This is a genomic window from Vreelandella neptunia (assembly GCF_022489065.1).
GTDB lineage: Bacteria > Pseudomonadota > Gammaproteobacteria > Pseudomonadales > Halomonadaceae > Vreelandella > Vreelandella neptunia_A.
Window position 1 is genome coordinate 124,044 of sequence record NZ_JAKVTW010000012.1, and the last position, 22,195, is coordinate 146,238.

The following is a 22,195-nucleotide window of genomic DNA, read 5'->3' on the forward strand; positions in this document are numbered from 1 at the left end:
CCAGCGAGTAAGGGGGACGCATGGACAGTAGCGCATGGGGACTTCTCATTCAGGGGGCCTGGACAACACTGTGGATATCCGGCATCTCCATTGTCATTGGCGTAGTAATGGGGCTGATAATCGCCTTGCTAAGAGTGGCAAAAATCCCCGTTCTGCATCAGTTGCTGGGGGTTTATATTAGCCTGGCAAGAGCCACACCGCTGGTAACGTTGGTGCTCTTCATCTTTTTAACCGCACCGACCATGGGCGTTAACCTTAATCGCAATGTGGCCGGTATTATTGCGCTAACCCTCAATACCACCGCCTTTAACGCCGAAATATGGCGCTCTGCATTCAACAACTTTTCCAAAGAACAGCGTGAAGCGGCGCTGGCGATTGGCATGACCCCTTGGGTCTATTTTCGCCGCATTATGCTGCCGCAAATCACCATCACCAGCCTGCCGGGATTGGTAAATGAGATGTCGTTTCTAATTAAAGGCAGCCCCGCCATAGCCGTCATCGGCGTGGTCGATTTGACCCGCGTGACCAATCGTATTTCAGCGGTAACCTACGACCCTCTGCCGCCCATTTTAGCGGCGGCGGCCTTGTATATGCTGATTATCAGTCTGCTGGTATGGCTTCAACGTGTGGCTGAGCGTAAAGCCAGCCGGCTGGCCGTCTAACATGGCCAACAAAGGGGAGCCTTTATGAGCAACTGGGATATTCTTTGGTCATCGCATGATGTGTTTTTGAATGGCTTTTATAACACCTTAAAACTGTTCAGTTTATCCGCAGTGCTAGCGTTTATATTGGGCAGTGGCATTGTATTCTTACTGGAAGGGTCTCGTCCGCGCTTAAAAATTCCGCTGCGCATTTTTATTGATGGTATGCGCATGCTGCCGTTTTTGATATTGGCTTATCTGCTCTATTACGGCTTACCCAGCGCAGGCATCCGTATGAGTGCCTGGACGGCGGGGATCATTGCGTTAGTGATATACCATGGGGCTTACTTTGCGGAAATATTACGTGGCTGTCGCACCACCTTTGCCCAAGGGCAGGTTGAAGCGGCGGTCGCCCAGGGTTTTTCGCTGCCCAGCATGTTTATGCGCATTATTTTGCCGCAGCTGATTTTGAAGACAAGAGGATTGCTGGGTAACCAACTGATTATTTTGCTGAAAGATACCGCCTTTCTAGTGATCATCACCGTGCGCGAACTCACTGCGGCGGCGAGCAGCCTGTCGAGCACCTACTTCATTCCCATGGAGGCGTTCATTGTGGTGATCGGCTTCTACTGGCTGATCAGCATTGGTTTAGAACTGTTTATCAAAATGATTGGCCGTTTTGGCGCCAAGCGAGGATTCGAAAATGCCTGAGACCGCCGCTGTTAGTATTCGTAATCTTTCCAAAAGCTTCGATGGCACCGAAGTGCTGCGGGATGTTTCGTTGGAAGTACAGCCGGGGGAAGTGGTGAGTATTTTAGGCTCATCGGGTTCCGGCAAATCCACCTTATTACGTTGCATAAACTGGCTGGAAACCCCAGACCGTGGCGACATCCGTATTGCCGGTGACCGTATTGGCATTAGCGACAGCGGTAAAGTCATGTCCCGCCGTCAGCTGGCAACCATGCGTGCGCGCTTAGGAATGGTATTCCAGGGGTTTAATTTATGGCCCCATTTGAGTGTGCTGCGCAATGTCACTGAGGCGCCTATCCATGTTCAGGGCCTCAGTAAAGCCGAGGCAGAAGAGCGAGCAATGGCGCTGCTTGAGAAAGTGGGTATGGTCGAGAAGCGTGACGACTATCCGTACACGCTATCAGGTGGTCAAAAGCAGCGGGTAGCCATCGCCCGAGCGCTTGCCATGCAGCCGAAGGTGATGCTGTTTGATGAGCCCACTTCAGCCCTTGATCCTGAGCTAGTCGGCGAAGTACTTGGGGTGATCAAAGACCTCTCCAAAGAGGGCTACACCATGGTGTTGGTGACCCATGAGATGGAGTTTGCTCGGGCGGTCTCCGATCAAGTGGTGTTCCTTGATAAAGGCATCATTATTGAAAAATCCCACCCCAGCGAGTTCTTTGAGAACCCGAAAACCGACCGGGTCAGGCGCTTTTTGGAGCTTGAAGCGCCTGCAGTTTAACTTGCCAAGAGGGGCTTCCCCTCTTTCTTTAATGCGAGCACATCACGCTGAATGCGTTGTACTCGTTGGCACAGATTCCGATGTTTTTCCCGCTGCTTCCACCGAATCGGCCAGCATATCGGCGGTGATGGCAGAGAGCGTCCAGCCCAGGTGGCCGTGGCCAGTGTTGTAGAACACGGTGGGTAACTTGCCTGGGCCAACTTTGGGCAGCATGTTAGGCAGCATTGGCCGCAGGCCCGCCCAGGGCACCACGCGGCGGGTGCTGACGCCCGGAAAGCACTCTTCCACCCAGCGGATTAGCGGGCGGATGCGGTTGTCGCGGATATCGCGGTTAAAGCCGTTAAACTCGGCGGTGCCTGCAATACGGAAGCGGTCATCGCCCAGGCGGCTGGTGACCAGCTTGGTTTCATCATCCAACAGGCTAACGGTGGGCGCTGCCTGCTGCGAGGCAGCATCATCCAACTCTACGGTAATCGAATAGCCTTTGACGGGATAGATATTGACCCGGTCGCCCAATTTGGCGGCTAGCATGCGGCTGCCCACCCCGGCGCATACCACAACGCTATCAAAGGTCTCTCTCACTGGTTCGCCGTCGGTCTCGCCTTCAATAGTGGCGGTGATCCATGCGTGCTGTTCGTCCGCGCCGATATCCTGCACGCTGTGGCCATAGTTAAGCGTTACGCCGCGGCGCTCTGCGGCTTGCGCCAGGCCGTGAGTAAACTTATGGATATCCCCGGTGGCGTCGCTTTCGGTGAAGAAGCCGCCGTAGTAGTTGCCCGCCAGAGTGGGTTCGATGGTGCGCATTTCGTCAGGAGTGACCGCGCGACGCTCCAGGCCGCCTTTGCTGAGCAGTTGCGATACCTTGGCGGCGTGGTCATAGCCCGCTTTATCGCGGTAGATATGCAGAATACCTTTCTGCTTCAAATCGAAATCGATCTGCTCTTCCTGCGCCCACTGAAACAGGTACTCGCGGGCGGCAATGGCCAGTCGTGCGGTTTCGGTTGTGTTGGCAGAGTAGCGGGGGATCGAGGCAATAAATTCGCCAAACCAACTCAGCTTGTGCCAGCTTGGGCGGGGGTTAACCAGGAGCGGGGCGTCGTTTCTCAGCATCCAGCGCAAGCCTTTGATAACCGTGGGCCAGTGGTTCCACACTTCGGCGTTTGACGCCGAGAGCTGACCGCCGTTGGCAAAGGATGTTTCCATTGCGGCGTAGCGATGCTTTTCAAAGACGGTTACGTCATAGCCACGTTTAGCCAGAGCGTAGGCGCTGGTAATGCCGGTGATACCACCACCGATAACGGCAATGCGTTGCATAACTCTCTCCAGATTGTATGAGCGTCGGGAATACCACCTAACGGCGTAATTGCTGCTGGGCGTACCCCTTCCGTCATGGAACCTGAGAGATTCACGCACCCGCTGGGCGCGCTTGCTCCTTCGGTGGGCTGAGTAACGCAGTCATCAGCCGCTCTTCGGAAAGTGATGGTGATAGCGGTCCGTTTGCCTGAGAGTTTCCGGGGCTGTTGCTCCTTCGGCGCTGGCGCATCGAGTGTTGATGCGCCAAGCTCTCCCGCTATCACGTTGCTGCTTTTGTTTTAATGCAAATAGTTTTAACACAATCAGTTTTAACGTGACTAGTTTTAGCATGGTAGTCGACTAAGGTCGTGAACGCTTATTCCACGGGCTGAAATCGCAGAGTGATACACGCCGTTGGGATGGATTATCCTGTTCTGCTTTGCTCAACCAGCGTATTTAACCGACAATGCCAAGCTTATCCTTCTCAGCCTTGGGTACTATCAATGCAAGCAAATGCGATGCAGGTAAACGGATTTTTTGACGAAATAGGCGAGACCATTGGCGAAGCAATCCGCGTAGTGGTTGAGTTCTTATTGGGCATATTTACCAATTTCTTTGGTGCCTTTGGTGATTTTATCGATGGCTTAACCCGCTCTCTGGGAATAAACGATTCTTTTTTTAGTATTGCCGTTCTGGTCGTTGGCCTATTGATTCTGTTTGGCGGTGTACGTGCATTTCTGCGCGGCTCGCTGATTGGGGGGATATTTCGTACCTTATTGGGTCTGTTCATTCTTTCGTGGTTGATGATGTAGGGGGCTGTTTCCGCCTAAGCCACCGTCTTGAGTTGGCTTCATGCAATGTATGACGCATTGTCATTTGCTTATTTGGTGCATCTTGTCATCATTTGCACTCATTTTGTGCAAAGCGAGTACAATGAAAACTTATCTTGGCAAGATGCGGGGCCAGCCAGTTAAACGCGCCCGGGTAGGCTGGCAGGATGCTTTTTGGTCATGGGTCGGGGCCTTTACCGGTATGGTGGTCATTTGCTGGTTAAGCTCGGCGTGGCTGTCACAACAACTGCTTATCGTAGGCTCCTTCGGCGCAACCTCGGTGCTCATCTATGCAGCCCCTGAAAGCCCCTTTGCCCAGCCCTGCCACGTATTGTTTGGCAGCGTGCTCTCCGCAGGTATTGGCGTTGCTTGCTACCAATTGCTGGGAGCGACACCGCTCTCAATGGCTCTGGCCGTATCACTGTCGGTGCTGGGTATGCAGCTAACCCATACGGTTCATCCACCGGGAGCAGCGGCGGCCCTGATTGCGGTCGGCGGGGGTGCCAGCGTTCATCAGTTGGGATGGTGGTATCCGCTTTTGCCAATCGGTGCGGGCAGTATAGTCATGCTGATAATCGCCATACTGGTCAATAACCTTGCCCGTCACCGCCGATATCCACGCTACTGGTAATGTTAAAAGCTGCTCAACTTCTGCTCCAGGGCAAAAATATGGGCGTCTTTGGCGCCGAGCTCCCGCAGCGCCTTGGCCAGATTGACCAAGTAGTCACGATTGGGGCCGCTGGGGCCGTGGGCATTGGCAATTTGCTGAGCGATCTCGGCAAGCGGCGCCTCACCCAGGAAGGCCGGGTTATCTTCGCTGGCTAAATAGATAAGCCCTTCGCTCTGCTCGGCGGTATCGCCATTGTCGTCAAAAAAAGTGAGCGGCACTTTTTCCCGCAAATAGCCGTTTTTCTCCCGAATATCCAGTGGAGCCAGTACTTCCGGCGTAATTCGGTAGGCCATACCATGGCACACCGCTCCTTCAGTGCGAATTAAGGTGGCCACCCGTCCTGGCGATTCAACTGTCCCTCGATGGTCGTGGGAACCTTGCCAAAAACGCCGTTCCCAACCGGTTATATAAGCCGGGCGGCGCTCTAGATAAGCAAAATCGGCTTTCCAGATCAGCGAGCCATAGCCAAAAAGCCAAATAGCCGTGTGACCATCGAAGAAGTTGCGTTGCTGGTTGAGTGCAGTGGTATCAAGCATCGGTATCAGCCAACGTTTTTAAGACACAGTTTTCAAGTAACATGGTGGGCAACTAGTTTGTAAAACAGCCATCTTAACACGGCATGGTTGAACACCCACTTGACCTCGAATAGCACAATAGGAGCTGTCATGCGCGCGATTTTTTTGGTTGATAACGGCTCGCTACGCCCGCAGGCAACGCTTAATTTACGCCGTCTGGCGGCCTCGCTGAGCGAGATTATTGGCGAAACCGTGCAGGCGGCCTCGCTGCTGCACTCCAATAAGATTCCGGTGGAAGAGGTCGATGGTATTCCCGCCACGACCCTAGGTCCGGCGGCTGAACGCAGCGCCGAACAGGGGGCAACGGAGATTATCGTACTGCCGTTCTTTTTTGGCCCCAGCAAAGCGCTGACGGGCTACCTGCCCGAGCGTATGGCCACCCTGCAAGAGCGTTTTCCCCACGTTAAAGTGCGCGTAGCTCAACCCTTGGTGGATGAGTTCGGCGATAACGACCTGCGTTTAGCCCACCTGCTGGCCGATAACGTGCGTGACAAACTTCAGCCAGGGACCAAGCCGCGTGTGGCGCTGGTAGATCACGGTAGCCCAATCCCTGAAGTTACTGCCGTACGTAACCGCCTGGCGGGTCAGCTTAGCGTACTGCTTGGCGATGACGTCGCCTGTGCTGCTGCCGCCTCGATGGAGCGGCGCCAGGGCGATGAGTACCGTTTTAACGAGCCGCTACTGGAAAACTTGCTGGCGCTACCCGAGTTCAAGACAGGCCCCGTTATCCTGGCGATGCTGTTTCTTTCGCCAGGGCGCCATGCTGGGGAGGGCGGCGATATTGCCGAAATATGTGCCGCCGCTGAACAGGAGCATCCAGGGCTCTCCGTTACCACGACGCAACTGGTGGGAGAGCACCACGGAATTGTCGATATTTTACACTCGCGATTACGCCAAGCGCTTGATGGTCAACGTTTTCTACTCGATATCCCGGCAATCGCCTGATGTGACTAAAGTCTGATGGATGAATGCAGGCCAAATAGCGCGTAGAATCGCGAGCCTTTCTATTGATTATCAATGACACGTTAACCGGGCTCCTTTTGTGATCGCAACCGCCAATATCACCATGCAGTTTGGGGCTAAGCCCCTGTTTGAAAATGTCTCCGTTAAATTCAATAACGGCAATCGCTACGGCTTGATTGGCGCGAACGGCTGCGGCAAATCCACCTTTATGAAAATTCTCGGTGGCGATTTGGAGCCCTCTTCCGGCCAGGTGATGCTGGATAGCAGTACTCGGTTGGGTAAGCTGCGTCAGGATCAGTTTGCGTTTGAGAATGAGCGCGTCATCGACACCGTCATCATGGGCAATGTCGAGCTCTGGTCGGTGGCTGCCGAGCGCGAGCGTATTTACTCGCTTGCCGAAATGAGTGAAGAGGACGGCATGGCCGTCGCCGATCTGGAAGTGCGCTTTGCTGAGCTTGACGGTTACACCGCTGAGTCCCGCGCGGGCGAACTGCTGCTAGGTTTGGGCATTCCCATCGAGCAGCACACCGGCCCAATGAGCGAAGTCTCACCGGGTTGGAAACTGCGCGTACTGCTGGCCCAGGCGCTGTTCTCCGACCCTGATGTGCTGCTACTGGATGAGCCCACCAACCACCTGGATATCAACACCATCCGCTGGCTGGAAGACATTCTTAAAGCGCGCAGCAGCACCATGATCATCATCTCCCACGACCGCCACTTTTTGAACAGTGTCTGCACCCACATGGCGGATCTGGATTACGGCGAAATTACCCTGTTCCCGGGTAACTACGATGACTACATGACCGCCGCCACCGCAGTGCGTGAGCGTCAGCACTCGGATAACGCCAAGAAAAAAGCCCAGATTGCCGAGCTGCAGCAATTCGTTAGCCGCTTCTCCGCCAACGCCTCGAAGGCTAAGCAGGCTACCTCACGGGCGCGTCAAATCGATAAAATCAAGCTGGAAGATATCAAGCCCTCCAGCCGGGTTAGTCCTTTTATCCGCTTTGATCAGGCCAAGAAAATCCACCGCAACGCCGTCAATGTAAATGAGATCACTAAAGCCTACGACGGCCCGCCGCTGTTTGAACGTCTTTCTATGACGGTAGAGGCTGGCGAGCGGATTGCGATTATCGGCCCCAACGGCATCGGTAAAACCACGCTGCTGAAAACCTTGGCAGGCGAGTTGCACCCGGATTCTGGTGAGGTGAAGTGGACCGAAGCCGCTGACGTGGGTGTTTTTGCCCAGGATCACAGCGCTGACTTTGCTGTCGACGCGACGCTGTTTGAATGGATGTCGGCATGGACGCAGGGCGGTGAGCAGGTGGTTCGCGGCGCCCTAGGGCGGATGCTGTTTTCCAGCGATGATATCGGCAAGTCGGTGAAGGTCATTTCCGGTGGCGAGCAGGGGCGCATGCTGTTCGGTAAGTTAATCCTTACTCAGCCCAACGTAATGCTGATGGACGAGCCAACCAACCACCTGGATATGGAGTCTATCGAGGCGTTGAACCTAGCCTTGGAGAACTACCCAGGCACGCTGCTGTTTGTTAGCCACGACCGTGAGTTTGTGTCATCGCTAGCCACGCGCATTATTGATATGCAGCCGGAAGGCATTGTCGATTTCAGCGGCAGCTACGATGACTACCTGCGCAGTCAGGGCGTTGTCTAAACAAACTTAACCAATGATGCGTTGGTAGGTGTTATCTGTGGCGGGGTTTCGGTCAGCATCGAGTAACTGGCCCTGAAAAATCTCAGCGGCTTGCTTGGCTAAATCCACAAACACGATCATCTGCTGATTGCGGCGCTTATGCAGTGGGGGTTTGACCAGCAAGCTAATGCCTTTCACTTCGTGGTTTGAATCGCGAAAAAGATCGGGCATCTCGCCCGGTAGAAAGGCGTTGGCTATCGTCACTGGATTAGAAGGCTGCTTGCCCGGTACATGATAAACCTTGGTTAACGGGTCGTATTTGGCCTCGACTTGGCGCAGCCAATCAGTTAGCTGTTGAGTAGTGTCTGGCGAAGGGTTATCGAACACTACAAACAGCGAATGCTGTTTAAACGACGTCTTAGGTTCGTCTTTGGCCGCTGGCGGCGCTTTAGGAGCAGGCTCTAGCGTGGCGTTAGCAGCTGGTTGTTCTACAGGAGCTGACTCTTTTTTAGAACGTTTACGTCGCTGGGAGAGCATAAAATAGAAAAACAGACCCGCTGCGATCAGGCCTAAGATCAATGACCCGCCCGCCAACAGTGTCACCGTAGATGTGTTTTCCATCTTCCTACCCTCCCTCTTTTAAACCCAGTTAAACTCACTCTTAACGCCAAGCGTGTATGGAAAACTGCCGTTAGTGACGGTTCAGCCGCCAAATAGTCGCGTTCAATCCCAGTGCCAGCGCAACCCATAGCCAGTAAGGCACCATCAGCCACGCGGCTAGCGTGCTTACCTGGGAAAACAGCACAATGGCGATCGTAATCAACCCAAGTAACACCACGATATCGACCAGCGCGGCAGCTATCTGCTTGCGCCCGAAAAACAGCCAGGACCACGCTGCATTGGCACACAGTTGTACTGCGTAAACCGCTAAACTTGCCGTGCGCCACGCCGACTCCTCTGCCATATAGAGTCGCCATGCGGCGATGGCCATCAAAAGATAGAGTATGCCCCACGCAATAGGGAAGGCGATATCCGGCGGTGTCCAGGTCGGCTTGCGCAGTTCGCGGTACCACCCATCAGGGCGAAAACGCGCGCCGGTACTGGCGGTAAGGCCAACAAGCAAGATAGACATCAGCAGCACCAGCAGCGAACCAAGCATGTATCACCTGTTATTAAAACGAAAGAATCAATAGCCTAGCAGTGTTTGCAAACAACCAGACATAAAAAAAGCATCACCTAAGTGATGCTTTTTAGCGGTAAGGGTTCAGCAATATGCTAAACGAATGCTGTCTTAACCCTTACGGTCATAGCCGTTATCCATAAACGGATAGTCGGTATAGCCCTTCTCGTCACCGCCGTAGAACGTTTCGTGGTTCGGCTCGGTGAGGGGCGCGTTTACACGGAAGCGTTCCGGTAGATCCGGGTTGGCGATGTAGGGGCGGCCAAAGGCCACGGCATCAGTGGTGTTTTCGCTGATGCGTTTCTCGGCGCGCTCGGCGTCGTAGTTGCCACAGTAGATCAGGCTGCCGCTAAAGCGCTCACGCATCTGCTCGCGGAAACCGTCAGGGAAGGTAATATCACCACCGGCCCAGTTGGGTTCGTTCAGGTGCAGATAGGCAAGACCACGCTTGGAGAGCTGCTCGGCCATATAGAACGCCATTGCTTCCGGCTCGTCGTCGGTCAAGCCAAACAGTTCAATAAACGGCGTCATACGGATGCCGACTCGGTCAGCGCCGAACACATCAATCACGGCATCGACGACTTCCAGCGGGAAGCGGGCGCGATTTTCCAAAGAGCCGCCGTATTGGTCGGTACGTTTGTTAGTACCGGTCGCCAGGAACTGGTTGAGCAGGTATGCGTTTGCTGCGTGAACTTCGACCATATCGAAACCAGCGCGTTTAGCGCGCTCGGCCGCCTGGCGGTAGTCTTCGACAATGCCTGGGATCTCATCGGTCTCCAGCGCACGCGGTGTGCTGGTAGGGTGCTGACCAGCGGTGCCATCTTCAAACTCAACGAAACACTGGGCGCCTTCGCCTTTCAAGGCACTCGGGGCTACCGGCTGTTGGCCGTCAGGTTGCACCATTTCATGAGAAACGCGCCCCACGTGCCACAGCTGCAGCGCCATACGACCACCTTTGGCGTGCACTGCATTCACAACGCCTTTCCAACCGGCTTCTTGAGCGTCGGTCCAAATGCCCGGCGTATACACATAGCCACGGGCAGTGGGAGAGATGTTGGTAGCTTCGCTGATTATTAGCCCAGATCCAGCGCGCTGGCCGTAATATGCTTCCTGCATCTTGCCCGGTACGCTATCCGGCGTACGCGAACGAGTCAGCGGCGCCATGATGACGCGGTTAGGAATCGATAAGCTACCAAGATTAGTCGGTGTAAAAAGCGTTTCATACGCCATAAAGCAAACTCCTTTTAAATGCAGTCAGTTAAACAGTGGCGATCAGAATAGACCAGTTTACTAGTAAGCGCCAACTGATAAGCCATAGCATAGTTAATGGGGACGTTGTCGGCATAACAAAACCCCGCTGAGAAAATCAGGCGGGGTTAGTTATACAGCAAAAACAAAATTTAGCGTCGCATCCATAGCCAGCGGCGCTTGACGGGGGTGTCGATCTGCTGAAGGGCACTGGCCAGCGGCAGCATAATGGCGCCCAGCTGGCGATGGCAGACGGCACTGCTGAGTACGCCAGGACACTGCTTCAGCAGCAGCTCGCACTGCTGGGCGGCCATATAGAGTTGTTCAGTAACGAGGGGGGCAAATAGAGGCTTGGATTGTTGGCAGCAGCGATTAAGCTCCCGGGACAGCATCTCAAGCATTTGGGTATCCATCCAGCAGGGCAGCGGGTCTTCCAAGCGGCCAGCGATAGAGTGCTGTACCGCTTCAAAAGAGGTGCGCAAAAACATGACTGTTTGGCGAAGTTGCCGCTGCTCGCTAGTCATCCCACTAATCCCTCACGCTGGTTGCTTCCTGTGGGCATAAGCCCAATCATCTAGCCAATAAAATAAAGAGAGTGTTTCTCATTTGCATCTAAGGCGACAATAGCGCTCCTTTATCGGCCTGTCAATGCTATGGCTATCAGGGGCAGGAACCTATGAGCGCGCCTCAAACAGTTGCCAATCGTTGTTAGTGAGTGGTTTGGCCCCCTGCTCGGTTACCACCACGGTGTCGCTTATTCCTACGCCCCACTGGCCGGGTACGCGCAGGCAAAGCGGCAGGTGAAAGACCATATTGGTCTCAAAGGTGCGAGTCTGACCTTTGGCGATAAAGCCGGTACCCTCCACCCAGCTAGGCGGAAACTGTGCACCCACGGCATAACCAAATACACCGGAGAAGAAATACTGGTCGCGCTTTGGGGAGAGAAGCGCATCGGCAGCCTGAGCGGCAGCATCAAAACTGTTGCCGGGCCGCATGGTGTCGCACAGTGCCTCAAACAGTGAAAGACAAAGATCACGTGTCTCAGAAAGGGCCGCGTTTGGAGTGCCCGTCACCGCAGTGCGCATCATGGGAGCGGTATAGCGTTGATAAGCAGCGCCGAACTCTAAGAATACTGGCTCGTTAGGCTGTATCACACGCCGCTTATGGTTAACGTGAATGACGCCAATCCGGTGACCGCTGGTCACAATCGGCTGCAGGCTCATAAACTCGCTGCCGTTTTCCAACAGCGCTTTGGCGCCGATGGCGGCAATGTCGTTATCGGTCATGTCGGGGCGAATGCTCTGTATCGCGGTCTCTAGGCCTAGAGCAGTGATTCGCGCGCTCTCTTGCAGCATCTCAAGTTCAGCAGGGCTTTTAACAATTCTAATCGCATCGACTAACGCGCCTGCTTCGCAAAAGCGCTCACGGCCAATGGTCTTCAGCAGTGCATCAATCACGCCAAAGCGCAGCCCAGCACTCCAGCCATCAATACCAATCTTCTGGCAGTGGGCCAGCAGATCCGCCAATGGCGCGATGATTTCATCGAGGTTTTCCCAGCGGTAGCCGATGATCTCATCGACCTGGGCGGTGACGACTGCCGCCCCTGTTTCAATCGAGGCGACTTGCAGCACTAACCGCTCCTGGGTGCAGACCAGGCAGGCGTGAACCGAGACTTCAAAGGTGTGATAGCCGGTGAGGTAATTAATGTCGGCGGGGTCGGTGAGCAGCAGCGCATCGAACGCTTGTTGTTCCATGGCATGGCGCACTTTAACCAGGCGCGCCTGATATTCGCCAGCGGGAAAGGGCACTTCACTCTGGGCAAGCGTTTCGGTTAGGGCTTCGCGGTAATGATGATAATCCATAGCGACCTCCAATATTTAGGTAAGGTCAGTATAGGCCTCTGCCAGGAGCTCGCTTTTTTCTCCATCAACGCTAGCGGGTGAGCAAAAATATCCCCTGCAGAAAGTAGAAAACCCCAATACCGGTCACGATCCAGCGAGTCCAGGTGCGGAAGTTGGCATCGGTGAGGCGGTGTAAAATGCGGTTACCCGCTTGAGTGCCGAGCATGGCAAACGGCGCTGCTAGCAGCACAATGCCCCACTCGCCAGCGCTAAGTGCCATGGCGGCACCCAGGTAGAAGAGTATTTTAATACTGTGCGCCACTACCTGAATCATCGCCTTGGTGGCCACCACTTGGCGGCGATCCATACGTGAGCGCACAAAGAAGATATCGATCAGCGGCCCGGAAACCCCCGCCGCAATCGTTAAGCCACCAGAAGCAATGCCGCAACACACTGCGTGACTAGCGCGATTGGCATCCAGGTGAAACCAGCGCTTCGGCATCCACACCAATATCGGCATCAAACCAATCAAAATCGAGACGCTGGCGGCGTTGGGGCTGTAATTGAATAGCAGCAGTAGGCCTGCGGCGCTCAGTACACCCAGCGTCATAAAAAAGACGATGCGCCAGACAATATAGCGCCGCGAAAGCCATGCTCGTGAGCCATTCGCGGTGAGCTGTATTACGCCGTGCACCGCCATTGCAGTGCCCGCAGGGAAAATCAGCAGTAGAAACCACAGCAGTACCAAACCGCCCGCCATGCCAAATACGCCAGAAAGCATAGAGGTGAAAAACACCACGCTAACCAGGGCCGCACCTATCCATAGTGACATCGTCTATCCCTTAACTACGGCAAAATGGCCAGACCTGATAAAACTTGCGGCACTGAAACTCCGCTTCGCAGGCGTTGAGCTGGGATTGATAGCGATTAGCGCGGGCCGCCACTTCACGACCTGCCCTCAATACCTGCGGTTTGCCGCGATACGTGCCGCGTTGATAGCCGCCAGCGCCTTCGTGATAGGCGTAATAGAGGTGCTCAGGATTACTGAGTGATATACCCGCCTGCTGCTGAGAGCGGCGGTTATACCAGCCAATAAAATCCGTGGCGTGTTTCATATGGGTACGTCGCGAGAAGAGGCTGCCTGCTTGATCTTCATACTCTTCCCATACAGGGTCTTGGGCCTGAGCATAGCCTTTGGCAGAGGAAGGACGCGGGCCTGGGATAAAGCCTAAGTAGTATTTGCGATCAGGACGAATATGGCTGCGAAACGAGGACTCCTGCTGAATAAACGACATCTGGGTGGCAATTGGCGTCCCCCATTTCTCCTGGGACTCCTGGGCGTAGTCGTACCAACTAGGCTGCTCGCGGAATATCTCGCAGATATTGCTTTGATCCTGGGGCGGGTTGGGGGCAAAGGTGGCACAGCCAGAGAGAACCAGGATGAAACTCAGCGCTACCCACAAACGAAGCCTAGTGAACGCCGAGGGCAGAGCAGGCAAGAAGTGTGAAGAAAAACTATCAACAGGGCGGTACATATAAGTCCTTATGGATAAATTCTTGTGGTTAAGCGCTTGTGGGTAAGTTCTTGTGGATAATTTTTGTGAATAAGTACTGGAAAGCCTGTGGGTAAGCCGTGAATTCTTTTCTTATCATTCAAAAGGCCGAGAATGAGAAACAGCCCTAGCGTAACAGTGTTTCTAAGCAGCGCCTTAGCCGCTGTGCCTCGCGCACTAAGGTTTCACCCGAGAGCATACCCACACCCATAACAAGACCTGAACGTGAGTCGCCTATTGAGCATACCGGGCTTAACGGACGCACGATTAAGTGCTCTTTTAGTAGCGTTTGAGCAATTTGCACGTCGTTGATATGCGGCTCAAATTCAACGCATAGGCTGATGGCGCTGCTAGGGGGTGAAACGCTGCGCACCTTTGGCAGCGAGCGTAGCTGATCATGTAGCACCTGCTGGCGGCCCAAGTAGTCGCGCTGAATACGTCGGCACCAGGCATCCAAATCGCCATCAAAAATAAACTGCGCCAGTACGGCCTGATCAAGCATGCGGCCTTCGCGGAACAGCTCGCTGCGCAGGCGGTTCATTGGCCCCGCTAAATGGCGTGGCACGACTAAATAACCTAACCGCAGTCCTGGAAACATCATCTTGGAAAACGAGCCTACCAGCAAGTGACGCTCCGAGTTGGGGTCAAAGAGCAGGTTAGGGTGGTCGTCGCGATTGAACTCGTAATCATCTTCGACAATATAAGTGGGCGCTAAGGTATTGCATAGACGCTGTTTATCGGCAGCGCTTGTAGGCACGCTGAGTGGATAGTGGTGCGAGCCAGTCAGGTAGGCCATTTTTACCGGGCCAGGATCAACCGGTAACGAGTGCCCCTGGCCGGGCTGCCAAGCCAGCATCTGGATCTCTAATCCCGTCGCAGTGAACACATTGCGTGCGCCCCAATAGCAGGGCGACTCCATGGCAACGGTATCGCCAACATCGGCCAGCGCCATGGCACATAGCTCAATACCGTTATGGGTGCCGTCGGTAATGATGATCTGCTCAGTGTCACAATCAATATTGCGCCAGCGGGCCAAAAAATCGCGTATCGCGCGCTTTAACGGGCCATAACCACCGGTGGAGTAGGAGAGCAGAAGGGCATTCTGCGGCACCGTTACGCTGGCATAGAGCTGCCGCCACTTACGCATCGGGAACTGAGCGATATCAGGAATACCGGGCACAAAGGCGCCGCTTTGGATCATGCTGGCGCCAGGGCCACCCAGCACCCGCTGGGCGCGAGAAGAGAGCTGCGCGTTGCCTCGTGCAGCAGGGCTTGGCGTTACGGGTTTGCAGCTCCAAGTACCTTGGCCATGAGCGGTCTTCAGCAATCCCTCTTCGAGCAGTTTATGAACCGCTAACGCCAGGGTCTGGCGGGCGACGCTAAGAGCATCCGCCAACTGGCGATGAGAGGGCAGCCGCAGCCCAGAAGGCCACTGCTGGGTAATCGCTTGGCGCAATGCCTGTTCTATACGTACCTGCTTACTCAACCGCTCCGGCTGGAGTGCATAAAGTTGTACAAGTTGGTGCACGACCTCCTTGCGATCCATCTGAATGCCTCCTTGGCCCCATTAGGCCCGCTAATAGCGAGCACTTAGACGAAAGCAATATGCGAATCGTGCATCTTTTTGGTGCACTGAAAAAGTGGTCTAGTCGAGCGCTAAAGTGGTGCATTCGCGATTTTATCGCCGCCTGCTAGCGTGTTGCTATCCTATTAAGCAAGTCCGTTTAAAACGAGGCTGTTAAAACAGATCAGGATACTGCGCCCCTGAGCGCCCACGACAACATCCAATAACTCGCAGGACACTCTACAATGACCACACCCTCATCAGAACAGGAAGGGCTCGTCCGGGTACTGGCCCGGGGCGATGTATTAGCACTGGCCTTCGGCGCAATGATTGGCTGGGGCTGGATAGTACTCACCGGCACCGCGATTCAATCTGCTGGCAGCCTAGGCGCCATTATAGCCTTTATTATCGGCGGCTTAGCGATTGTCTTGGTCGGCCTTACTTATGCGGAGCTTGCTGCTGCGATGCCCAAAGTGGGTGGTGAGCACGTCTACAGCTACCGTGCCTTGGGCCACTGGCCGTCATTCTTATGTACCTGGGCGATTATTTTAGGCTACTTAAGCGTCGTGGCCTTTGAAGCCGTCGCGTTACCCACGGTCATCGAACACCTGGCACCCAACTACGCCGTCGGCCACCTCTGGACGATTGCCGGGTGGGAAGTGAAAGCTACCTGGGTAGCGGTAGGCGTGGGCGGTTCGCTCGCCATGATGGTGATCAACTACTTCGGCGTGACCACTGCTGCGCTGCTGCAAAAGGTCGTCACCGGGTTGATTCTGCTGGTGGGGGTAATGTTCGTCACCGGTTCGCTGTTTGAGGGCGAAACCATCAACATGATGCCGCTCTTCACCCAGGCCGATACCGGCGTGTTCGCAGGTATTGTCGCCGTGCTGGTCATGGTCCCGTTCCTGTTTGTGGGGTTTGACGTTATTCCCCAGGCCGCTGAAGAGATCAACCTGCCTTATAAAGCCATCGGCAAAGTGCTTATGATGTCGGTCATTCTGGCGGTGGTGTGGTATGCGCTTATTATTCTGGCGACCAGCCTTGCGCTTAACAGTGAGGAGTTGGCGGCAAGCTCACTCAGCGTGCCGGATGCCATGGGCAGCCTGTTTAATGCCGGGTGGGCCAGCAACTTAATGGTCATGGCGGGTATTGCGGGCATTATTACCAGCTGGAACGCCTTCTACATTGGCGGCTCCCGGGCGATCTATGCGCTGGCTAAAGCGGGCATGCTGCCTGCACCGTTCGCTAAGCTGCACCCTCGCTACAGAACGCCTACCAACGCCATCTTTATGATGGGCTTTCTCTCCTGCATCGTGCCCTTCTTTGGCCGTCCCGCGCTGGTGTGGATCGTTAACGCCGGTGGCTTAGGCATTGTGATTGCTTACCTGTTTGTGGCGATTTCGTTCATGGTCTTACGCGTGCGTGAGCCGGATATGCCGCGTCCGTTCAAGGTCAGCAACGGCAAACTGTGCGGCACCTTAGCCGTCATTCTCTCTTTCGCGATGGCGTGCCTCTACCTACCCGGTAGCCCGGCAGCGTTGAGCGGTGCTGAATGGACCATCTTTGCCGGTTGGGCGCTATTGGGCATCGCGTTATATGTGCACGCACTGCGCACCTACGGGCGTGAGTACAGCGACCGCCATATGAAGATCGACTACTAATCATCGCCACAAACAACATTGAGGAGATAACCATGAGCTTTATCGAACAGTGGTTGCACGACGCGGTTCCTGCCCTGGTGGGTAGCGAGTGGCGTACAGGCCAACAAACTTTTGCGGTGGACAACCCCGCTACCGGTGAGACCATTGCCCGCGTAGCCGAGATGGGCGCCGACGATACCCGTGACGCTGTGGCCGCCGCCTATGAAGCAGGCGCTGCCTGGCGCGCCACACCAGTGAAGCAGCGCTCTGCGCTACTGCGCCGTTGGTTTGAGCTAATTAATGAGCACGCCGATGACCTAGCCCGCCTGATGACACTGGAGCAGGGCAAGCCGCTGGCGGAAGCCAAAGGTGAAGTCACCTACGGCGCCTCGTTTATTGAATTCTTCGCCGAAGAAGCCAAGCGTATGGCCGGGGAAACCCTGCCCAGCCACGGCGCCGACAAGCGCCTGCTGGTACTGCGCGAGCCGGTCGGCGTTGTGGCGGCCATTACCCCCTGGAACTTCCCGCTAGCAATGATTACCCGTAAGTGCGCCCCGGCCCTGGCCGCTGGCTGCACTGTGGTCATCAAACCTGCTGAAGCTACGCCATTAACCGCGCTGGCCGCGGCTTACCTAGCGCTGGAAGCGGGCCTGCCAGCGGGCACCATTAACGTGGTCACTGCTTCCAAGCCCGCTGCCGTGGGTGAAGTGCTCACCACTGACCCCCGAGTGCGCAAAGTCTCGTTCACTGGCTCCACTCCGGTGGGCAAACGCCTGCTGGCCCAGTGCGCGAGTACGGTCAAGAAAACCGCTATGGAGCTGGGCGGCAACGCGCCGTTTATCGTGTTTGACGACGCCGATGTAGACGCCGCCGTTAACGGCGCCATCGCCTCCAAATTCCGTAACGCGGGGCAAACCTGTGTCTGCACCAACCGCTTTCTGGTGCAGGACGGCATTTACGATGCGTTCGTCGAGAAGCTCACCGAGCGCGTGAACGCCCTGAAGGTCGGCGATGGCCTATCGGAAGGCAGCATTATCGGCCCGCTCATCAACCAAGCGGCAATAGATAAAGTGCAGCGCCACGTAGACGACGCCCAAGGCAAAGGCGCACGGCTTATGTGCGGCGGCAAACTCCACGCTGCCGGTGAGCGCTTCTATACGCCCACGGTGCTGGCTGACGTCACCACCGAGATGGCCGTGGCTGATGAAGAGACCTTCGGCCCCGTGGCGCCGGTGTTCCGCTTCAAGCAGGACGAAGAAGCCATCCAGATGGCCAACGATACGCCGTTTGGCCTGGCTGCGTACTTCTATGCCACCGACTACCGCCGCATCTGGCGCACCATGGAAGCGCTTGAATACGGCATGGTCGGCGTCAACGAGGGGCTGATCTCCACCGAGCTCGCGCCCTTTGGCGGGGTAAAAGAGTCCGGGCTGGGCCGCGAAGGTTCTCACCACGGGCTGGATGAATTTACCGAACTGAAATACGTTTGCGTTGGCGGTTTATAAAGAGAACGATGATGACGAATCAAGAACTGAACGACCTGAAAAACCGCTACGTGGCCAACGGTGCCGCCACGCCGACCACCCATTTTGCCGAACGCGCTGAAAACGCCGAGTTGTGGGACGCCGACGGCAATCGCTGGATCGATTTCGCCGGCGGTATCGGTGTGTTGAACCTGGGCCACCGCCACCCAAAAATCGTTGCCGCCGTTGAAGCGCAGCTCAAGAAAGTCATGCACACCAGTGCCGCGGTAATTTCCTACGCGCCCTACGTGCAGCTGTGCCAAAAGCTCTGCGAACTAAGCCCGGTGCGCGGCCCAGAGCGCAAAGCGATGCTGGTCAACACCGGTGCAGAAGCGCTGGAAAACGCGGTGAAGATCGCCCGCGCCGCCACTGGCCGCACCGGCATCATCACCTTCGACGGCGCCTTCCACGGCCGCACCATGATGACCCTGGCGATGACCGGCAAGGTGCTGCCCTACAAGAACGACTTCGGCCCGATGCCGGGCGACGTGTTCCGCGCCCCGTTCCCGAACCCGCTGCACGGCATCAGCGAAGAAGCCTCGCTGAACGCCATTCGCACGCTGTTCAAAACCGATATCGCCCCCCACCGCACGGCGGCCATCGTGATTGAGCCGGTACAGGGCGAAGGCGGTTTCTACATCGCCTCGCCGGATTACCTAAAAGCACTGCGCGCCCTGTGCGACGAGCACGGCATTCTGCTGATTGCTGACGAAGTGCAGTCCGGCTTTGCCCGCACCGGCAAGCTGTTTGCCCTCGAACATAGCGGCATCGAGGCGGATATTCTGACCACCGCCAAGAGCCTGGCGAACGGCATGCCGCTCTCGGCTGTGGTGGGTAGCGCCAAGGTAATGGACGCCTCCGGCCCCAACTCCCTAGGCGGCACCTACAGCGGCAACCCGCTCTCTTGTGCCGCGGCGCTGGCGGTGATCGAGGTAATCGAAGAGGAAGATATCCTGGCGCGCAGCGAGCAGATGGGCAAGATGCTCGCCGAGCGCTTCGCGGTATGGGAAGAGCGCTTCCCCGCCGTGGCCCACGGCCGCCAGCTAGGTGCCATGGCCGCGTTTGAACTGCTTGATAGCGAAGGGAAACCGGATACAGCGCTCACCGGTGCGCTGTGTGCCAAAGCCCGCGAGAAAGGGTTGATCCTGCTCTCCTGTGGTTTTTACGGCAATAGCATCCGGATTCTGGTACCGCTGACGGTTTCTTCTGCGGTGCTGGAAGAAGGCTTGAGCATTATCGAACTGTCTTTGGAGGCGCTTAGCTAATATCGTCTAGGCAGCACGAAGCCCGCCCTCGTTAAACAGCGAAAGCTGTTGGCGATGGGCGGTTTTTTTTATGCGTTGAAAGCCCACAGTTGAGATGGTCAATCGCCCTAAGTGCTCTGTGCTAAGCTGGATTTGGTAGAGTGGATGAGAAAAATAGCAAGACAGGTACCCTTTTAACGTAGAAGTACTAGCAAATGCAGCAGAAGCGCGAATTTTAAATATTCAGCCCGTTAATAAATCATAGGTTTGGAAGAATTTTGCAGTGTGCATTTTTCGGGAAATTATGTCAGCGCGTTCATCTAATCTTAATAGCACGCTGTCTAATACCGTTAGATGGAATCCAGATTCAATCGCAAATGGCTACTTACGACCAAAGTGGACGCAATCAAGCAAACTTCCCACAGAATCTACTCATAGCTCTCAGCACTTGATTTTAAAGAAACCACGAGAAAATATAAAAAGCGATGATAGAGATGAACTTTACAAACATTCGTGCTTTTGACGGTAGTCAGAACTCCGGCTTTGAAGAGCTGGCTTGCCAGTTAGCGCATTTAGAAAAACCGGCAAAGGCTAAGAGGTTCGTAAGAAAAGAGGGTGCAGGCGGGGATGCCGGGGTTGAGTGCTACTGGATTCTGGATGATGACAGTGAAATTTGCTGGCAGGCCAAGTACTTCACGGGAGAAATGAACTCTTCTCGCTGGGGCCAGCTTGATGAGTCATTTGAAACAGCCCTGTCCAAGCATCCTAATATGGGAACCTATGTTGTTTGTTTGCCGCTCGATAAGACCGACAGTAGAAAAATCGGCAAAGGCGGTAATAAGGTTGCGTCGGTGGAAGATGAGTGGAGGGCGCGCGTTGAGAAGTGGACTACATCTGCTAATGCTGCTGGACGAACGATAGCGTTTAAGTTTTGGGGCAAGCATGAATTTACGACTATGCTCGCGATTGATGATCCTAGATATTCAGGGCGGCGTCTTTATTGGTTTAATGAACCGCACCTGCGTTCAGAGACTCTTCGCCATCTGGCTCTAAAGAGTAGGGAGGCTCTGGGTGACCGGTTCACGCCTGAGTTTCACGTAGATTTGCCGATTACCAGGCAGTTTGACGGGCTTTGCGCCAATGATGGCTGGTGGTCCGAAATCTCTACTCAGAAAGTAGAACTTGAAGAACAGTATGACCAGTTCATCCGGTTTGTTACTGGTGACAAGATTGAAGATGCCAGTGGAATTGATCTGAACAAGCTTGAGAGCGTATATACTCCATTTATGGCGCTACTAACGGCTTGGTTGCAGCATAGGCCTGCCAGATACGATCTGAACGTGCTGAAAGAGGCACTGCAAAATATAGATAAGCCATTTCATGACCTTCGCGAACTGATCGAAGGGAAGACATTTAAGGAAGAGCCTGGCAGCAGGGACTTCCGTCACTATTCGGGAAGCTTTTACAGCCCTCTCAGAGAAATTGAAAGATTTCTTCAATCCCGTAAAGCGCAAGCTTACGAAGCAGGGGCAGCGCTCCTCCACGGTGAAGCGGGAATCGGGAAATCACACCTTCTATGTGATATGGCGCTTCAGAGGGCGGATGAGACTCTGCCAACTATTTTTTTACTCGGGGCACAGTACGGAGGCGGGAACCCGCTTGATTTTGTGAGACAAAGTCTCGACTTACATCAATTTAGCAATAATCAGGTTTTAGGGGCAATCGATGCTGCCGGAGAGGCCGGAAAATGCCGGGCATTGATCGTCATTGATGCCATTAATGAAGGGCCGTACCGCGAGCAATGGAGGGATTTTTTAAGAGGCTTTTTGTCCGACATCTCAAGGTTTGAAAATATCTCGCTTCTGATTAGCTGCCGTTCAACCTATTGCCGGTATATGTTGCCGGATAGTGTCGATAAGAATTGTCTCGTTCAGATCCATCATCAAGGTTTCCAGGGGTTTGAGCACCGCGCCGCAGAGAAGTATCTCTCTGCGCAGGGGATTTCCAAGCCTAGTACACCTATTCTTGCGCCGGAATTTTCAAACCCGCTTTTTCTGAAAACCTGTTGTAAAGCTATCAGAAGCTCTGGACAGCGATCTTTCCCAAAAGGGTTAAGTGGGTTAACACAGCTTTTCGAGTTTTACCTGGAAAGCGTTGAAAATACGATTGCAGTAAGGAAGCAGTACAACTGTAGTGGTCAAGTAAAACTGGCCACCGCTTTATAGTTAACCCAGTACTTTTCCTCTGCCTGGTTCGGACTCATACCACCGTTATGCTGGTGAGGCCTAAGCTGGCTGTAATACCCGATTAAATA

The 22,195-nt window shown here is 54.7% G+C and carries 21 protein-coding genes and 1 riboswitch; of the genes, 11 read left to right on the forward strand and 10 right to left on the reverse strand.

What is annotated here, in order from left to right; translation table 11 throughout:
• Window positions 1–20 precede the first annotated feature (20 nt).
• The 3 genes from MLE19_RS15440 to MLE19_RS15450 are packed head-to-tail and all read left to right on the forward strand — an operon-like array spanning window position 21 to window position 2,112.
• Window positions 21–662: an amino acid ABC transporter permease gene (locus tag MLE19_RS15440; RefSeq protein WP_240719024.1), complete on the forward strand. Its 642-nt coding sequence runs from the start codon at window positions 21–23 to the stop codon at window positions 660–662.
• Between the two features lie 24 nt (window positions 663–686).
• Window positions 687–1,352: an amino acid ABC transporter permease gene (locus tag MLE19_RS15445; protein ID WP_240719025.1), complete on the forward strand. Its 666-nt coding sequence runs from the start codon at window positions 687–689 to the stop codon at window positions 1,350–1,352.
• Window positions 1,345–2,112, forward strand: a complete 768-nt coding sequence (locus MLE19_RS15450; protein ID WP_240719026.1) for an amino acid ABC transporter ATP-binding protein — start codon at window positions 1,345–1,347, stop codon at window positions 2,110–2,112. The genes MLE19_RS15445 and MLE19_RS15450 overlap by 8 nt, the downstream gene beginning before the upstream one ends.
• 42 nt (window positions 2,113–2,154) lie before the next feature.
• Here the strand turns inward: MLE19_RS15450 and MLE19_RS15455 are convergent, their stop codons facing one another.
• Window positions 2,155–3,426, reverse strand: a complete 1,272-nt coding sequence (locus MLE19_RS15455) for a D-amino acid dehydrogenase (RefSeq protein ID WP_240719027.1) — start codon at window positions 3,424–3,426, stop codon at window positions 2,155–2,157.
• 165 nt (window positions 3,427–3,591) lie between these two features.
• A riboswitch (glycine riboswitch) is annotated at window positions 3,592–3,692 on the reverse strand.
• Between the two features lie 231 nt (window positions 3,693–3,923).
• Between MLE19_RS15455 and MLE19_RS15460 the strand changes: the two genes are divergently transcribed.
• Window positions 3,924–4,217, forward strand: coding sequence for a hypothetical protein (locus MLE19_RS15460; RefSeq protein ID WP_240719050.1), 294 nt, complete (start codon window positions 3,924–3,926; stop codon window positions 4,215–4,217).
• Window positions 4,218–4,338: 121 nt separating this feature from the next.
• The gene (locus tag MLE19_RS15465; RefSeq protein WP_240719028.1) at window positions 4,339–4,866 is read left to right on the forward strand and encodes an HPP family protein; all 528 of its coding nucleotides are present in this window, start codon (window positions 4,339–4,341) and stop codon (window positions 4,864–4,866) included.
• Window positions 4,867–4,868: 2 nt separating this feature from the next.
• On the opposite strand, the gene MLE19_RS15470 is transcribed toward MLE19_RS15465, so the two are convergent.
• On the reverse strand, window positions 4,869–5,441 hold the full coding sequence (locus MLE19_RS15470; protein WP_240719029.1) for a gamma-glutamylcyclotransferase: 573 nt from the start codon (window positions 5,439–5,441) through the stop codon (window positions 4,869–4,871).
• Window positions 5,442–5,570: 129 nt separating this feature from the next.
• Between MLE19_RS15470 and MLE19_RS15475 the strand changes: the two genes are divergently transcribed.
• Both MLE19_RS15475 and MLE19_RS15480 read left to right on the forward strand, forming a co-directional pair.
• A complete protein-coding gene (locus tag MLE19_RS15475; protein WP_240719030.1) occupies window positions 5,571–6,425 on the forward strand; it encodes a sirohydrochlorin chelatase in 855 nt (284 codons plus the stop codon).
• Window positions 6,426–6,522: 97 nt separating this feature from the next.
• Window positions 6,523–8,109, forward strand: coding sequence for an ABC-F family ATPase (locus MLE19_RS15480; protein WP_240719031.1), 1,587 nt, complete (start codon window positions 6,523–6,525; stop codon window positions 8,107–8,109).
• A gap of 6 nt (window positions 8,110–8,115) precedes the next feature.
• On the opposite strand, the gene MLE19_RS15485 is transcribed toward MLE19_RS15480, so the two are convergent.
• The 8 genes from MLE19_RS15485 to MLE19_RS15520 form a co-directional block, all read right to left on the reverse strand.
• Complete coding sequence (locus MLE19_RS15485; protein WP_240719032.1) at window positions 8,116–8,709, reverse strand: cell division protein ZipA C-terminal FtsZ-binding domain-containing protein; 594 nt, start codon at window positions 8,707–8,709, stop codon at window positions 8,116–8,118.
• Between the two features lie 70 nt (window positions 8,710–8,779).
• Window positions 8,780–9,247: a TspO/MBR family protein gene (locus tag MLE19_RS15490; protein WP_240719033.1), complete on the reverse strand. Its 468-nt coding sequence runs from the start codon at window positions 9,245–9,247 to the stop codon at window positions 8,780–8,782.
• Between the two features lie 132 nt (window positions 9,248–9,379).
• Window positions 9,380–10,498 carry an alkene reductase gene (locus tag MLE19_RS15495; protein ID WP_240719034.1) on the reverse strand — a complete coding sequence of 373 codons (1,119 nt, stop codon included), beginning with the start codon at window positions 10,496–10,498 and terminating at the stop codon, window positions 9,380–9,382.
• 170 nt (window positions 10,499–10,668) lie between these two features.
• Window positions 10,669–11,040: a hypothetical protein gene (locus tag MLE19_RS15500; protein ID WP_240719035.1), complete on the reverse strand. Its 372-nt coding sequence runs from the start codon at window positions 11,038–11,040 to the stop codon at window positions 10,669–10,671.
• 150 nt (window positions 11,041–11,190) lie between these two features.
• Window positions 11,191–12,378, reverse strand: coding sequence for a M24 family metallopeptidase (locus MLE19_RS15505; RefSeq protein ID WP_240719036.1), 1,188 nt, complete (start codon window positions 12,376–12,378; stop codon window positions 11,191–11,193).
• Window positions 12,379–12,448: 70 nt separating this feature from the next.
• On the reverse strand, window positions 12,449–13,189 hold the full coding sequence (locus MLE19_RS15510) for a sulfite exporter TauE/SafE family protein (protein ID WP_240719037.1): 741 nt from the start codon (window positions 13,187–13,189) through the stop codon (window positions 12,449–12,451).
• Window positions 13,190–13,199: 10 nt separating this feature from the next.
• Window positions 13,200–13,892: a lysozyme-like domain containing protein gene (locus MLE19_RS15515; protein ID WP_240719038.1), complete on the reverse strand. Its 693-nt coding sequence runs from the start codon at window positions 13,890–13,892 to the stop codon at window positions 13,200–13,202.
• 145 nt (window positions 13,893–14,037) lie between these two features.
• Window positions 14,038–15,456: a PLP-dependent aminotransferase family protein gene (locus MLE19_RS15520; protein WP_240719039.1), complete on the reverse strand. Its 1,419-nt coding sequence runs from the start codon at window positions 15,454–15,456 to the stop codon at window positions 14,038–14,040.
• A gap of 263 nt (window positions 15,457–15,719) precedes the next feature.
• On the opposite strand from MLE19_RS15520, the gene MLE19_RS15525 reads away from it, so the two are divergent.
• From MLE19_RS15525 to MLE19_RS15540, 4 genes are all read left to right on the forward strand, one after another.
• The gene (locus MLE19_RS15525; RefSeq protein WP_240719040.1) at window positions 15,720–17,135 is read left to right on the forward strand and encodes an APC family permease; all 1,416 of its coding nucleotides are present in this window, start codon (window positions 15,720–15,722) and stop codon (window positions 17,133–17,135) included.
• A 32-nt stretch (window positions 17,136–17,167) separates the two neighbouring features.
• A complete protein-coding gene (locus MLE19_RS15530) occupies window positions 17,168–18,619 on the forward strand; it encodes an NAD-dependent succinate-semialdehyde dehydrogenase (protein ID WP_240719041.1) in 1,452 nt (483 codons plus the stop codon).
• An 11-nt stretch (window positions 18,620–18,630) separates the two neighbouring features.
• Entirely contained in the window at window positions 18,631–19,902 is a 1,272-nt protein-coding gene (gabT, locus tag MLE19_RS15535) for a 4-aminobutyrate--2-oxoglutarate transaminase (protein ID WP_240719042.1), read from the forward strand.
• 473 nt (window positions 19,903–20,375) lie between these two features.
• The gene (locus tag MLE19_RS15540; RefSeq protein ID WP_240719043.1) at window positions 20,376–22,106 is read left to right on the forward strand and encodes an ATP-binding protein; all 1,731 of its coding nucleotides are present in this window, start codon (window positions 20,376–20,378) and stop codon (window positions 22,104–22,106) included.
• Window positions 22,107–22,195: the final 89 nt, after the last annotated feature.

Bases quoted from the DNA above. Each gene is read 5' to 3' on its own strand.
- MLE19_RS15540 (WP_240719043.1), top strand. From the start codon at position 20,376: ATGAACTTTACAAACATTCGTGCTTTTGACGGTAGTCAGAACTCCGGC.
- MLE19_RS15460 (WP_240719050.1), top strand. From the start codon at position 3,924: ATGCAGGTAAACGGATTTTTTGACGAAATAGGCGAGACCATTGGCGAA.
- MLE19_RS15455 (WP_240719027.1), bottom strand. From the start codon at position 3,426: ATGCAACGCATTGCCGTTATCGGTGGTGGTATCACCGGCATTACCAGC.
- MLE19_RS15450 (WP_240719026.1), top strand. From the start codon at position 1,345: ATGCCTGAGACCGCCGCTGTTAGTATTCGTAATCTTTCCAAAAGCTTC.
- MLE19_RS15440 (WP_240719024.1), top strand. From the start codon at position 21: ATGGACAGTAGCGCATGGGGACTTCTCATTCAGGGGGCCTGGACAACA.
- MLE19_RS15510 (WP_240719037.1), bottom strand. From the start codon at position 13,189: ATGTCACTATGGATAGGTGCGGCCCTGGTTAGCGTGGTGTTTTTCACC.
- MLE19_RS15475 (WP_240719030.1), top strand. From the start codon at position 5,571: ATGCGCGCGATTTTTTTGGTTGATAACGGCTCGCTACGCCCGCAGGCA.
- MLE19_RS15445 (WP_240719025.1), top strand. From the start codon at position 687: ATGAGCAACTGGGATATTCTTTGGTCATCGCATGATGTGTTTTTGAAT.
- MLE19_RS15505 (WP_240719036.1), bottom strand. From the start codon at position 12,378: ATGGATTATCATCATTACCGCGAAGCCCTAACCGAAACGCTTGCCCAG.
- MLE19_RS15495 (WP_240719034.1), bottom strand. From the start codon at position 10,498: ATGGCGTATGAAACGCTTTTTACACCGACTAATCTTGGTAGCTTATCG.
- MLE19_RS15490 (WP_240719033.1), bottom strand. From the start codon at position 9,247: ATGCTTGGTTCGCTGCTGGTGCTGCTGATGTCTATCTTGCTTGTTGGC.
- gabT (WP_240719042.1), top strand. From the start codon at position 18,631: ATGACGAATCAAGAACTGAACGACCTGAAAAACCGCTACGTGGCCAAC.
- MLE19_RS15485 (WP_240719032.1), bottom strand. From the start codon at position 8,709: ATGGAAAACACATCTACGGTGACACTGTTGGCGGGCGGGTCATTGATC.
- MLE19_RS15515 (WP_240719038.1), bottom strand. From the start codon at position 13,892: ATGTACCGCCCTGTTGATAGTTTTTCTTCACACTTCTTGCCTGCTCTG.
- MLE19_RS15470 (WP_240719029.1), bottom strand. From the start codon at position 5,441: ATGCTTGATACCACTGCACTCAACCAGCAACGCAACTTCTTCGATGGT.
- MLE19_RS15500 (WP_240719035.1), bottom strand. From the start codon at position 11,040: ATGACTAGCGAGCAGCGGCAACTTCGCCAAACAGTCATGTTTTTGCGC.
- MLE19_RS15530 (WP_240719041.1), top strand. From the start codon at position 17,168: ATGAGCTTTATCGAACAGTGGTTGCACGACGCGGTTCCTGCCCTGGTG.
- MLE19_RS15525 (WP_240719040.1), top strand. From the start codon at position 15,720: ATGACCACACCCTCATCAGAACAGGAAGGGCTCGTCCGGGTACTGGCC.
- MLE19_RS15520 (WP_240719039.1), bottom strand. From the start codon at position 15,456: ATGGATCGCAAGGAGGTCGTGCACCAACTTGTACAACTTTATGCACTC.
- MLE19_RS15465 (WP_240719028.1), top strand. From the start codon at position 4,339: ATGAAAACTTATCTTGGCAAGATGCGGGGCCAGCCAGTTAAACGCGCC.